This is a genomic window from Arthrobacter alpinus, assembly GCF_001294625.1.
GTDB classification, from domain to species: Bacteria; Actinomycetota; Actinomycetes; order Actinomycetales; family Micrococcaceae; genus Specibacter; species Specibacter alpinus_A.
This window is the reverse complement of record NZ_CP012677.1, coordinates 3,305,930-3,318,135: the sequence shown is the minus strand read 5'-3', so window position 1 is coordinate 3,318,135 and position 12,206 is coordinate 3,305,930. Positions and strand designations below refer to the sequence as shown.

11 protein-coding genes are annotated in these 12,206 nt (G+C 63.6%); 8 read left to right on the top strand and 3 right to left on the bottom strand.

All coding sequences use genetic code 11. From position 1 onward, the window contains the following. The first annotated feature begins 71 nt into the window (after positions 1 to 71). Positions 72 to 452, top strand: coding sequence for a DUF2695 domain-containing protein (locus AOC05_RS15060; protein WP_062007970.1), 381 nt, complete (start codon positions 72 to 74; stop codon positions 450 to 452). Positions 453 to 561: 109 nt separating this feature from the next. After that, a complete protein-coding gene (locus AOC05_RS15055) occupies positions 562 to 882 on the top strand; it encodes a hypothetical protein (RefSeq protein WP_062007969.1) in 321 nt (106 codons plus the stop codon). Between the two features lie 584 nt (positions 883 to 1,466). Here the strand turns inward: AOC05_RS15055 and purB are convergent. Then, positions 1,467 to 2,909: an adenylosuccinate lyase gene (gene purB, locus AOC05_RS15050; RefSeq protein WP_062007967.1), complete on the bottom strand. Its 1,443-nt coding sequence runs from the start codon at positions 2,907 to 2,909 to the stop codon at positions 1,467 to 1,469. Positions 2,910 to 3,048: 139 nt separating this feature from the next. Here purB and AOC05_RS15045 point away from each other — a divergent pair, with 139 nt between their 5' ends. Both AOC05_RS15045 and AOC05_RS15040 read left to right on the top strand, forming a co-directional pair. Further along, entirely contained in the window at positions 3,049 to 3,396 is a 348-nt protein-coding gene (locus AOC05_RS15045) for a hypothetical protein (protein ID WP_062007965.1), read from the top strand. Beyond that, positions 3,393 to 4,979 (top strand): hypothetical protein, encoded by a 1,587-nt coding sequence (locus AOC05_RS15040; protein ID WP_062007963.1) that lies wholly within the window; start codon positions 3,393 to 3,395, stop codon positions 4,977 to 4,979. The genes AOC05_RS15045 and AOC05_RS15040 overlap by 4 nt, the downstream gene beginning before the upstream one ends. Positions 4,980 to 4,982: 3 nt before the next feature. Here the strand turns inward: AOC05_RS15040 and AOC05_RS15035 are convergent, their stop codons facing one another. Continuing rightward, positions 4,983 to 5,396 (bottom strand): phage holin family protein, encoded by a 414-nt coding sequence (locus tag AOC05_RS15035; protein ID WP_062007961.1) that lies wholly within the window; start codon positions 5,394 to 5,396, stop codon positions 4,983 to 4,985. Between the two features lie 82 nt (positions 5,397 to 5,478). Between AOC05_RS15035 and AOC05_RS15030 the strand changes: the two genes are divergently transcribed. The 4 genes from AOC05_RS15030 to AOC05_RS15015 all read left to right on the top strand — a co-directional run bounded on the left by AOC05_RS15030 (position 5,479) and on the right by AOC05_RS15015 (position 10,330). Continuing rightward, positions 5,479 to 6,600: a histidinol-phosphate transaminase gene (locus tag AOC05_RS15030; protein WP_062007959.1), complete on the top strand. Its 1,122-nt coding sequence runs from the start codon at positions 5,479 to 5,481 to the stop codon at positions 6,598 to 6,600. A gap of 195 nt (positions 6,601 to 6,795) precedes the next feature. Further along, on the top strand, positions 6,796 to 8,001 hold the full coding sequence (gene pdhA, locus AOC05_RS15025) for a pyruvate dehydrogenase (acetyl-transferring) E1 component subunit alpha (RefSeq protein ID WP_231687127.1): 1,206 nt from the start codon (positions 6,796 to 6,798) through the stop codon (positions 7,999 to 8,001). Then, the gene (locus AOC05_RS15020; protein WP_062007957.1) at positions 7,998 to 8,972 is read left to right on the top strand and encodes an alpha-ketoacid dehydrogenase subunit beta; all 975 of its coding nucleotides are present in this window, start codon (positions 7,998 to 8,000) and stop codon (positions 8,970 to 8,972) included. The genes pdhA and AOC05_RS15020 overlap by 4 nt, the downstream gene beginning before the upstream one ends. Positions 8,973 to 8,983: 11 nt before the next feature. After that, positions 8,984 to 10,330 (top strand): dihydrolipoamide acetyltransferase family protein, encoded by a 1,347-nt coding sequence (locus AOC05_RS15015; protein WP_062007955.1) that lies wholly within the window; start codon positions 8,984 to 8,986, stop codon positions 10,328 to 10,330. Between the two features lie 77 nt (positions 10,331 to 10,407). On the opposite strand, the gene AOC05_RS15010 is transcribed toward AOC05_RS15015, so the two are convergent. Continuing rightward, positions 10,408 to 12,066, bottom strand: coding sequence for a PHP domain-containing protein (locus AOC05_RS15010; RefSeq protein ID WP_157375002.1), 1,659 nt, complete (start codon positions 12,064 to 12,066; stop codon positions 10,408 to 10,410). Between the last annotated feature and the right edge of the window lie 140 nt (positions 12,067 to 12,206).

The window sequence follows — 12,206 nt, the reverse complement described above, 5'->3', positions numbered from 1 at the left end:
TTCACCTTGCGAAAGCTGGAAAATGTCACCCGCCGGGGCGAAGCTGAAGTCCCCAACAAAAAGGAGTCGTCATGGAGGCACTGCCACCGGAAGAAGCGGAGTTTTTTGACCACCTTGAACAAGAACTCCATGAGCTGTCCACCGCGCTGACCCTGCCGCTACCGCGTGAGTGCCTGGTCTGCTACGTCTACAGAATGCTCGATTTTGGCTGCCACGGCATGTTCTGGATGAGGCGCTACCGCGATCTTCGGGCACCCCGGGCCACGGCCCTGGAGGAGCGGATGTGCCGGCGCGGCGGCTATTGCGATTGTGAAATGCTGCAGAACGCGTTCAGGCCCAACCACTACATTTTTGAATGCACCCCGGACGGGGAGTTCCTGATGGAGCCCATGCCCTCCTGCATAGGCGTCAGGGCCGGCTCTACAAGGCCCTGTGATCTGTGGTTCGACTAGTGAATTTGACGGTGGTGGAGCCTGGGTCCTGCGTCATAAGGCGGACACTCCTGGAAACCAGGCCCCGGTGATATAGGGGCGGGTCCATCGTCGTGTCCCGGCTTCAGCCATGGAAAGCAACCTGGATGACACGGTCGCCGGTCACAGCCTGCGGGAGCAGGTCCCTGGCGAGTCTGTCATCACCGAATTACTCCGGGCCCAGCAGGAGACGCAGCTGCGCGGTGCGTTGGGTCGCCTGTTTGGTGCCAGCCCGTTGGCTGCGAAGGCGCTGCGGTGGTTAGCGGGGGCCTTGGACGAGATCGAGGTGGCCCGGATTCTGGCCGGGCTTGGCCGGGACTATACGGTGTTGCACGCCGTCCCTGTGGGTGTCCGGCGGGATCCTGATGATCAATGGAACCAAGCAGCCCCACCTGCACAACTCGGTGCATGAGGCAAAGTGCGCCACGAAGTTCCTGAGCCAGGCCGTGGGCCGTCCCGTGGACGTGGCCGCCATGATCGTGGTGGTAGGTGCGGCACGGCTGGACGTCAAGAAAAAGCACGAGACCGTCGCCGTGCTGGATAGCAGGGAGCTACAGCGCGGGTTCAGACGGCGCCCGGCAAGCCTGTCACCCCGGGAGGTGAGCAGATCGTCACAGCGGCCTCCCAGCCCGGGGTGTGGCATCAGGGTCCACCTGCGGATCGGAGTGACTCCGAGAAGCTACAAGCCGGCTTCGCATCGCGGCGCCGAAGCATCCGCGCGGCGAGTTACCGGCGCCTGCCGTGGATCATGGCGCTGGCCGGGGTCGCCCTCGTGACGGGCATCATAGTGGCATACTCGAAGTTCACCACACTAAACGGCGGGTAGCGCAGCACAAAGGGCGGTGACCTCCTCGATGCGATGGAAGCAACGACGGCGGCACCCAAGGCGCGAGTCAAACGCAACCCGGGTTCCGCCGTCGTTCCCTCAAGCGAATGGGCAGCTGTTGCTAATAAGGGAACGGCATCGGCAACAACTGTCCATTCGGTACAGGATGCCTACTTTTGCAGGTGATCCACCAAGGACTCAGCGATGCCGATGTACGTGCTAGGGGTCAGGGCCAGTAGGCGGTCCTGTGCGCCGGAGGAGAGGCCAAGGCCGGAGACGAACTCCTGCATCCGCTCGGCGTCAACGCGCTGGCCCCGGGTCAGGTCCTTGAGGCGCTCGTAGGGGTCTTCCATGCCTTCGACGCCGGCAATGGCCTCGGCACGCATGACCATCTGGATGGCCTCGGCGAGAACCTCCCAGTTGTGGTCTAGATCGTTCGCCAGCACGGCATCGGCCGTATCCAGGCGGCCCAGGCCGCCCAGGGTGTTGTTGATGGCCAGCAGTGAATGGCCAAAGGCCACGCCGATGTTGCGCTGGCTAGAGGAGTCGGTGAGGTCGCGCTGCCAGCGGCTGGTGACCAAGGTGGCGCCCAGGGTGTCCAGGAGCGCGTTGGAGATTTCCAGGTTTGCCTCGGCGTTCTCAAAGCGGATCGGGTTGACCTTGTGCGGCATGGTCGAGGAACCCGTGGCGCCCGGAACGGGGATCTGGGCGAAGTAGCCGATGGAGATGTAGCTCCACACGTCCGTGCACAGGTTGTGCAGGATGCGGTTGAAGCGGGCCATGTCGGCGTACAGCTCGGCCTGCCAGTCGTGGGATTCGATCTGGGTGGTCAGCGGGTTCCACACCAGACCCAGCGACTCCACAAAGCCCTTGGCAACGGCTTCCCAGTCGGCGGCCGGGACGGAGGCGTAGTGGGCGGCGTAAGTGCCTGTGGCGCCGTTGATCTTTCCCAGGAACTCGGTCTTGGCGATGCGGTCCAGCTGGCGGGCCAGGCGGAAGGCCGTCACTGCCAGTTCCTTGCCCAGTGTGGTGGGGGTGGCGGGCTGGCCGTGCGTGCGGGATAGCATCGGCACGGCGCGGTTTTCCTCCGCCATTTCGGCGATCTTGGCAACCAGGGCGCGGGCTGCGGGCAGCCAGACGTCCTCGACTGCGCCTTTGACGCCCACGGCGTAGGAGAGGTTGTTAATGTCTTCGCTGGTGCAGCCGAAGTGGACCAGCGGCTTCAGGCGCTCCAGGCCCAAGGCGGCCAAGCGGTTGCCGATGAAATATTCCACAGCCTTGACGTCGTGGACGGTGATGTTCTCGATGTCAGCCAATTCCTTCACGGCTGCGGCGTCGAACTCGGTGACGATGGCGCGCAGGCCGGCCTGCTGAACGGCGGTGAGGGGTTCGGTGCCGGGCAACACGTTGTGGTTGGTCAGGTGGATGAACCACTCAACTTCCACACCCACACGGTCTCGGTTCAGTGCCGCCTCGGACAGGTAGTCCACCAAGGGAGCAACGGCGCCGGCGTAGCGGCCGTCGAGGGGTCCCAGGGCAATGCGCTCGGAGGAAGCGGCCAGGGACTTGCGGCCGGAAGGGATGCGGGCTGTGGCAGATGCAGAATCAGACATGGGCTAATTCTTTCATGAACCTATGATTCCTCCACAGCGGGGGCTGGCAGGTGACTTATTCACATCCTGGAGGGAGGGGTTGGCGGGCGCCGCACGGCAACCCTAGTCTCAGGTGTAGGGCAGTTTTTGGGAGCGGCAGATGGACTATTTTGGGCAAGAAGATATTGGACCTGACAAGGCGGTGGCGGGGCCAACGCCTGACGCCGTTGCCGTGGTGGCCCAACGTCTGGAGTCGATTGCCAGGGAGATCGACGCCGTGCGGTTAGCGTTGGGGCCGCTGCGGGCCTTGGGCTGGCAGTCAAAGGCGGCAGCGGCCTTTGGCGAGTCGGTGACCGTTTGCAACACTGCACTGGTCGAGGCCGTGGAGGATGTTCGGGCCGGTGCCGAGGCCGTGCAGTTCTATGCGCAAAACTTGGAGTCCGCAGCGGCGGGGTCCCCTTACACGGGCCCCGGTTTGGGTCCGTGGTTCAACGGAGGCCCGCAATGACCAGTGCGGGTGAATCTGACACCACATTTTCCATTACCGGCGGCGTCGGCTCCATCCGGTACACGATGGGTGAGATTTCCGCCGCCGGTCTGAAGCTGGCACGGCTGGCCGAACAATTGGAACCGCTGGTGGATAGGCTGCGCTCCGAGTGGGAATGGCTGTGCACAGCAACGCAGCAGGGTGCGCCCGGCTACCCCTACGGCGGCCTCAACTACGGCGCCGTTGACGCAGTCAGGGCGGCGCTGTGGTCATGCATGCGCGTCCAGGGCGACACAGCGGAGCTGGCCAGGCAAACAAGCAATGCAGCCAGAAACTATGACGAAGCGGAGGCCCACAATGCGGCGGTGGTGGCAAAGACGGCACAGCTCCAGGCTCTCGGTAGCGGGTACCAAACGTGGATATGGGGACCTCTGGCACCCGTGAAATTGTGGGTGGATGCTTGGCATTCCTGGCGGGGCGCCAAGGAACAGGGGCTGCGCGATTCCACCGAGAAACTGCTCAACAACGGCCCTGCTTACGGCGCGGCAGCATTGGGTCCTGGAATCGGGTCCTTCTATTTGTTGACCCATCTGGGTCTTGTCAACACGGCAAACAGGGGTGTGGGTGCGGGAGCCTTTGTGAGAGGAACTTTTGACTGGGCGGGCCTAGCAAAACCGGGGCGCCTTGCCGTGCAGGCCATCCCGCGGGATCAATGGTATGCCCCGGCCTTGCCATGGCAGCCGGACCGGGCGGTCGCCGAACCAGCAGAGGGCGTGCCGGGAAAGGTGGAGTCAACCATCAAGGGGCTGCTGGAGGGTAGCAAGGCCGCCTACGGATATCCGCCCGGGTCAATCGGCGTGGACAGGGTTGACCGGCCCGACGGCTCGCGGGTGTGGATTGTGAACCTGCCAGGCACCGAGGTGTGGAACAAGGTGGACAGCGAGAACCCTTGGGATCTTGAAGGCGACCTGGAAGGCATGACGGCGGCTCAGAAGGAGATGTTCGCCCAGCAACACATAGTTATTCAGGAGCTGATGAAGGCGGCCCTTCACGCTGTCGGGGCGCTCGCAAACGAGGAAGTGGTGATCACCGGGCATAGCGGCGGCGGTATTCATGCGGTCGCCGCAGCCGCGGATCCGGCATTCCTGGCGAAAGTCAACGTCAAAATGCTCATTATTGCCGGGGCCCCGGCAAAAAACCTGCACGTTGCCCCTAGTATTCAGGTCCTCGGCCTGGAAAATGAACATGACATTGTTACTGCCGCTGACTTTGGACCTGCGCCGGATTTGCCCAATTGGGTCAGCGTGACGTCGCACCGGCCAGGCGCCACCGAGGGCAATGATCCGGTGGCGATCATCCGCGAGGCACATGATCTGGACAACTACCTCAATGACGCGAAGGCCGTGGAAAACAGCGACGATCCGGCCATCCGGGGGATCATACAAAGAGTGAATGAGCTACTTGTCCCGGCGTTTCACGGCGCCCCCGTGAAAGTGCACAAATTTGTGTTCCAAGGACGCGACGTCAATACTCCCGTCCCCGCGAGAGCAGTGCCGCCCGCAAGGAAACGCCCCGCCAACAAGGAGGCTCGGGAATGGCGCTAAAGCTTAGCTGCGCTCGTCGGACCTGAGGAGGCCACCGGCCACCATGGAGATGACGCTGATGATCAAGGCCGCGATGATGGCCGTCCAGAAGAAGCTGTCAATGGTGAAGTGCACGGGAGTGTAGGAGCTCAGCCACGAGGTAAGCCACAACATTGCGGCATTGATGACGACGGTGAAAAGTCCCAAGGTCAAGATGGTCACCGGCAGGGAAAGAAGCTTCACCACGGGCTTCACCAAGCTGTTGATGACGCCAAAGACTACGGCGATGAAAAGGTAGGCAACGGCCGTGTTGAACGTTGCATTTGATGTTTCAAGGCCGGAAGTGCCGCTTGTGATGATTTGAATGCCGGGCACCAACGAGGTGGCAACCCACAGGGCAAGGGCATTGATCAGTACTTGAAGAACAAATTTGCGCATGGGACCATCGTTTCACAGAGGCTGGGGGTGGCAAGTCATCAATTGCGTGCCCCACGGCCCGCTCTGTCTTAGGCTTGGGTTTATGACTGAGGAACCCACCACCGCCCAAACAGGAGTCCACCCGCGTCCTGTCGTTGCCCGTCTGCCCAAGTACGCGGCCGGCAAACCTCCTTCGGTGATAGCCGGGTTGGAGAGTTTTAAGCTGTCCTCCAATGAAAATCCGCTGGGTCCGGTGCCCGCCGTCATGGACATGCTGGCCGGAAAACTCGAGGTGCACCGATACCCGGACACCATGTGTACCGCCTTGCGCACTGCCCTGGGTACGTTCTTGGATGTCCCTGCCGAGGATGTTGTCACCGGGGCTGGCTCCCTAGGGGCGCTGAATCAGATTCTGGCCGCCTTTGCTGGACAGAACGACGACGGTCATCCCGACGAGGTGGTTTACGCCTGGCGGTCCTTTGAGGCGTACCCCATCTGTGTAGGCCTAGCCGGGGCCAAGAGCGTGCAGGTTCCCGTGCGCGGTGACGGCACGCATGACCTTCCGGCCATGGCCGCGGCAGTAACGGACCGCACAACTGTGGTTTTGCTGTGCACCCCCAACAACCCGACGGGGCCGGTGCTCCGCCTTGCGGAAACCGAAGAGTTCATTCGCAGCGTCCGCTCCGACGTCGTGATTGTCATTGACGAGGCCTACCAGGAATTCGTCCGGGAGCCGGACGCCGTGGACGGCCTTGCTATGTACCGCAAGTACCCCAATGTGGTGGTTTTGCGCACATTCTCCAAAGCTCATGGCCTGGCGGGCCTGCGGGTCGGATACTCGGTGTCCGGTGCGGACGTGACCGCCTACCTGCGCGCCGCAGCGACCCCTTTTGCGGTTTCCAGCATCGCCGAACAGGCAGCTGTCGCCTCGTTGGAAAACTATGACCAGGTTGTGGAAAGAGTACAAAGTCTGGTCGATGAACGCGATCGCGTCACTACGGGGCTGCAGGAGCTCGGGTGGGAGATTCCCGAGGCCCAGGGGAATTTCATCTGGCTTACCTTCGGGCCAAACACTGCCGAGTTTGCGGCCCTTGCGGACAGTCAAGGTCTGTCGGTGCGGGCGTTTGGTGCTGAAGGGGTCAGGGTGAGCATTGGCGAGGTGGCGGCAAACACCCGCCTTCTGGAGATCTGTGCGTCCTATACAAATGCGCCACGGGCTTCCTAGCGGTTAACAAAGACCGCAATTGCCGCGTGTGCGGATACAGTTGTAAATCGAAAATGGAAATATATGCACTCAAGGGAATATATTCCTGTTGGGGCATATATCGATACCAACGAGTCGACACGGCTGACCTCAGGGCGGGCGTGGCTTGGCAATCGAGGAGACGGTATGGGCGCGGCCCAACAATCTGCCAATGGCATGAACACATCTGGCCATGGCACCTCCGGCGTGGGAGCCTCGCGCCCTGATGCCGGTACGTCGGCCGGTGTCTTACGGGCCAACGTGGTCGGTGAGACGGACATGGTTCAGCTCCTGGACGCCCACGGCAAGCGCCACGAAGAGGCCACCTTCGGCCCCTACATCGACGCCCTGGATGCACAAACCGTGCGCGGCTTCTACCGTGACATGGCCACCGTGCGGCGCTTTGACACCGAGGCCACCGCCCTGCAACGCCAAGGCGAGCTAGCCCTGTGGGTCCCCGTTGTTGGCCAGGAGGCCGCCCAGATTGGCTCCGGCAGCGCCATGCGCTCGGCCGACTACGCCTTCCCCACGTACCGTGAGCACGGTGTGGCTCTGACCCGCGGACTGGACCTGGCCGATCTACTCAAGCTGTTCCGCGGCATCTCCAACGGTGGCTGGGACCCCCGGGAGAAGAACTTCCACCTCTACACTTTGGTCCTGGCCGCCCAGACCCTCCATGCAGTGGGCTACGCCATGGGGATCCAGCGCGATCTGATAGCCGAGCCCGCAACCGAGCCGGCCGCCGTCATGGCCTACTTTGGCGACGGCGCCAGCAGCGAGGGGGACGTCCATGAGTCAATGGTGTTCGCAGCCTCCTACAACGCCCCTGTGGTCTTCTTCTGCCAAAACAACAACTGGGCCATCTCGGTACCCTTTGAGGTGCAGTCCAAGATCCCCTTGGTCAACAGGGCTGGCGGGTATGGGATTCCCGGCATCCGCGTCGACGGCAATGACGTCCTGGCCGTGTACGCCGTGACGAAGTGGGCGCTTGACTACGCCCGCGACGGCCACGGCCCGGTCCTGATCGAGGCCTCCACCTACAGGGTCGGCGCGCACACCACCGCCGACGACCCCACCAAGTACCGCCCGAACGCCGAGGAAGAGGCCTGGAAGGCGAAGGATCCGCTGGAGCGCATGGAAAGGTATCTGCGCGCCGAGGGCCTGGCCGACGACGCGTTCTTTGAGCAGGTGAAGAACGACGACGACGAGCTGGCGGCCCATGTTCGCAGCGCCACGCTGGCGCTGGGTGGGGCGGATATCCGCCAAAAGTTTGCCACTGTCTATGCCGAGGCGCACCCGTTGGTGGCCGAGGAACTGGCGTGGTTTGAAAATTACCAGGCGTCCTTTGCGGACGCCGAAACCCCCCAAGGCGGTGCGGCATGAAAACGATGACCATTGCGAGGGCCATCAACGAGGGCCTGCGCGCCACCTTGGCCAGCGACCCCAAAAGCTTCATCATGGGTGAAGACATTGGCGCCCTGGGTGGCGTGTATCGGGTCACCGAGGGCCTGGCTGCTGAATTCGGCGGACACCGCGTCATGGACACGCCGCTGGCCGAGTCTGGCATCATTGGAACAGCCATCGGCATGGCCCTGCGCGGCCACCGGCCTATCTGTGAGATCCAATTCGACGGCTTTGTGTTCCCGGGCTTCAACCAGATCACCACCCAGCTGGCGAAAATCCATACCCGCTCCGACGGCCAGCTCAGCGCGCCCGTGGTGATCCGCATTCCCTACGGTGGCGGCATCGGATCCATCGAGCACCACTCCGAGTCACCCGAGGCCCTGTTCGCGCACACGGCCGGGCTGCGCATCATCACCCCGTCCAACGCAAACGACGCCTACTGGATGATCCAGCAGGCGGTGGCCTGCAAGGACCCCGTGATCGTCTTCGAGCCCAAGCGCCGCTACTGGCTCAAGGGCGAGGTCGACACCGAGAATTCCCCGGGCGACCCCTTCAAGGCCCACGTCCTGCGCGAGGGCACCGACGCCACCATCGTCGCCTACGGCCCCCTGGTTCCGGTGGCCCTGGCCGCAGCCAACGCCGCCGCCGAGGACGGGCATAGCGTGGAAGTGATCGACCTGCGCTCCATTTCCCCCATAGACTTTGACACGGTTGAAGCCTCGGTGAACAAGACCGGCCGGCTGGTGGTGGCCCACGAGGCCCCCATCTTTGGGGGTATCGGCGGGGAGATCGCCTCCCGCATGAGCGAACGCTGCTTTTACTCGCTTGAAGCACCCGCGATCCGCGTGGGCGGCTTCCACATGCCGTACCCGGTGGCGCGCGTTGAAGAGCACTACCTGCCGGACATTGACCGCATGCTGGAGGCGTTGGACCGCGCCTTCGCATATTAGGAAGGCCACACATGTCGACCCTGAATTTCTTCAAGCTCCCTGACGTGGGCGAAGGCCTCCTGGAGGCCGAGATCGTTTCCTGGAAGGTTAAGGCGGGCGACGTCGTTGCCATCAACGACGTGATCGTGGAAATTGAAACCGCCAAGTCGATCGTTGAGCTACCCTCGCCGTACGCGGGCATGGTGGCGCAGCTGATGGTGGCCGAGGGTGACACCGTGGATGTTGGCACGGACATCATCGCCATCGGCTCCGAGGCCACGGCCGCCGATGTAGCATCCGCTGTAGCCCCCGCCGAGGCTGGCGCATCGGCACCCGTTCAGGAGAAGGAGGCTGAGGTCATGAAGCCCCTGGTGGGCTCCGGTCCCAAAGCCGACGCCGTCAGACGCCGTCCGCGCGTAAGCCCGGCTCCGGCGTCGAGCCCTGGCAGCGCAATACCTGGCAGCGCAGGCCCAGGCAGTGCACAGGCGAACCGCGTGCTGGCGAAACCCCCCGTCCGTAAGACCGCGAAGGACCTGGGTATCAACCTGGCGGACGTTGTGCCTACGGGCCCGCGCGGGGAGATCACCAAAAAGGATCTGCTCGGCTATCAGGAACAACGCGTGGCCGAACAACAGGAGCAGGTGGGCACCTTTTGGGCGCCGGCAGCAGCTTCCGGAGGCCCCGAGGATCCCCGCGAGGAGCGCATCAAGGTCAAGGGTGTGCGCAAGGCGACCGCCAAGGCCATGGTGGAGAGCGCCTTCTCCGCGCCGCATGTGAGCATTTTTGTTGACGTTGACGCCTCGCGCACCATGGAGTTTGTGAAACGCCTTAAGGCGTCGCGCGACTTTGAAGGCATCAGGGTTTCGCCGCTGCTGATCCTGGCCAAGGCCGTCATTTGGGCTGCCGCACGCAACCCCTCCGTCAATGCCACCTGGGCCGGCGATGAGATTATCATCAAGCACTTCATGAACCTGGGCATCGCCGCGGCCACGCCGCGCGGGCTGATGGTGCCCAACATCAAGGACGCCCAGGACCTGTCCCTGAAGGAGCTGGCTATTGCGCTGAACTCCCTGGCCGCCACGGCACGGGCGGGCAAGACCACGCCCGCCGACATGCAGGGTGGCTCGCTGACCGTCACCAATATTGGCGTCCTGGGCATCGATACGGGCACACCGATCATCAACCCCGGCGAGGTGGCAATCGTCGCCTTTGGCACCATCAAGCTCAAACCCTGGGTGGTCGACGGCGAGGTGGTCCCGCGCTGGATCACCACGCTGGGCGGCTCCTTCGACCACCGCGTGGTGGACGGCGACCTCTCCGCGCGGTTCATGGCCGACGTGGCGGCCATCATGGAGGAGCCTGCGCTCCTGCTGGACTAGCGCCAGCCCCAGTACGGATCCACAAAGAATCCCCGGACGCTACGTCCGAGGATTCTTTGCGCATCCTTTCGATCGGCCTACGGTGTACCGCTGAGTTGGACAAAGATCGGGTTGGCGTAGAACCAGGTGTCGGCCCACGGGTCGCCCTCGCCGGCGCCGTGCGGGATCGGTCCCTGTGGATCCACGCCGGCACCCATGGGTCCGACGCCGAAGCGCAGTCCATCGCTGCCGCGCAGGCGCAGGTAGAACGGCTCGGTGACGTTGCTGAAGGTGCGGGTCAGCACGATTTCACCGCTCATGGAGGCGGTGTCGATGCGCTCGTGGACCTTGGTATTCGGTGCCGTGAAGGTGTCTTTGTCGGCGACGGGCCCGGTGACCAGGCCCTTGATGATGTCCACATGCGCCAAGTGGGGCACCTTCCCGCTGGAGTTTGCTGCGGTGGTGGGCTGGATGGTGATGACAAGTTCCACATCGGTCCCCGGTGCGACGGTGAGGGTGGACCCCATGACCTTGCCTGGACCAGTATGGCCCACGGGTCGCAGGCGCACATCCAGCCCCGCGATCAGGTGCCCGTGGTCAACCCACATGCGTCCGGCCCGCATGGCTTCGAGCACGTGGGCGTAGCTGCGGGTGCGGGCACCGATATGGGTTCGACTGAATTGGCCCGGCCAAAAGTCGCTGCCATTCTGGGGGGTGCCGGCCTCCACGGGGTCCGGGCGGCGCCCAGCCCGGTTGAAGTTGTTAAGCGAGGCGCCGTTGTCCCAGCCGTCGCCGGTGGGGTAGTCGCCAATCCGCATAGTGTCCTTGGCTGTGAGGTGGTTGTCGCTGTTGGAAGTGATCCAAAACGGCTTCCCCTCGGCGAGCATGGAGTCCCACTGCCCGCCCACCACGCTGGTCACCCAGTCGAAGCCGCCGCGGGTCTCGTAAGCCTCCGCGGGGAAGCCGGGGAAGGAGAATTCGCTGGGCGAGTTCTCGTACTCGCCGCGCTGGCTGGAGGCGTTGGCGAAGGTGCTGATGGCCGAGGCTTGTGCACCCGGCGCACCCTCCATGCCGATCACGATCTCCGGGGCGGCGTCGCGCCAATTGCGCATTTCATGGGGTGAGTCTATGCCCAGGCGGGACGGGTGGTTTGCCAGCACCACGACGTCGTCAATGAAGCCGGCCTTCTTTTGGGCAGCCAACCACGCGATGGCCTCCCCGGCCTTGGGTTCCCACTCGGCGGCCTGGTTGGAGCCTGCGGCGGGCTTTTCCCAGCCGTTGAGCTTACCGTCCCATAGGAGCTCAAACTGGCGCAGGATGCGGGCCTCGTTGGGGCCCGGCGCCACCAGTACGGAGGCGTGTTCGGCGGCGGGGATATACCACTCCAACCCCTGGAAGATGAGCATGTCGGGGCGTGCCGCCCGGGCGGCGGCGATGTCGCGTTGGGAGTTGAGGGCGCCGCCCATGTTCGCGTGACCCCAGTTACTGTGCTCGGTGAAAGCGATGACATCCACGCCGTATTCGGCTGCCTTCTCCAGCAGCTGGCTTTGCAAGTACTTGGCGTCGTGGCTGTAGATGGTGTGGACGTGGTGGTCACCCACCAGCCACGCCAGGTCGTCCGGGTCATCGATTCCCGTGGCGGCGCTTGCGGCCGTGGCGTGGAGGGTGGATCCGGCAACCAGGCCGGCGGCGACGAGCGCGGCAGCGCCCATCAATTGGCGTCGGGATACCATCATGGGCGTTTTCGGCGTACACATCGGTGGAAGCTCTCCTTGTAGTTTGGAACATCCCAGAGCCTAGGCAGCGTTGGTGAACGCAGGGTGCGCGGCGGGTGAACATGGCACATCGCGCGGGGCAGGATCGTTAACCTGTTCGACACCGACGGTCCACCTGGGTG

Coding starts and splice junctions, on each gene's coding strand:
- AOC05_RS15060 (WP_062007970.1), top strand. CDS start 72: ATGGAGGCACTGCCACCGGAAGAAGCGGAGTTTTTTGACCACCTTGAA.
- AOC05_RS15055 (WP_062007969.1), top strand. CDS start 562: ATGGAAAGCAACCTGGATGACACGGTCGCCGGTCACAGCCTGCGGGAG.
- purB (WP_062007967.1), bottom strand. CDS start 2,909: ATGTCTGATTCTGCATCTGCCACAGCCCGCATCCCTTCCGGCCGCAAG.
- AOC05_RS15045 (WP_062007965.1), top strand. CDS start 3,049: ATGGACTATTTTGGGCAAGAAGATATTGGACCTGACAAGGCGGTGGCG.
- AOC05_RS15040 (WP_062007963.1), top strand. CDS start 3,393: ATGACCAGTGCGGGTGAATCTGACACCACATTTTCCATTACCGGCGGC.
- AOC05_RS15035 (WP_062007961.1), bottom strand. CDS start 5,396: ATGCGCAAATTTGTTCTTCAAGTACTGATCAATGCCCTTGCCCTGTGG.
- AOC05_RS15030 (WP_062007959.1), top strand. CDS start 5,479: ATGACTGAGGAACCCACCACCGCCCAAACAGGAGTCCACCCGCGTCCT.
- pdhA (WP_231687127.1), top strand. CDS start 6,796: ATGAACACATCTGGCCATGGCACCTCCGGCGTGGGAGCCTCGCGCCCT.
- AOC05_RS15020 (WP_062007957.1), top strand. CDS start 7,998: ATGAAAACGATGACCATTGCGAGGGCCATCAACGAGGGCCTGCGCGCC.
- AOC05_RS15015 (WP_062007955.1), top strand. CDS start 8,984: ATGTCGACCCTGAATTTCTTCAAGCTCCCTGACGTGGGCGAAGGCCTC.
- AOC05_RS15010 (WP_157375002.1), bottom strand. CDS start 12,066: ATGTGTACGCCGAAAACGCCCATGATGGTATCCCGACGCCAATTGATG.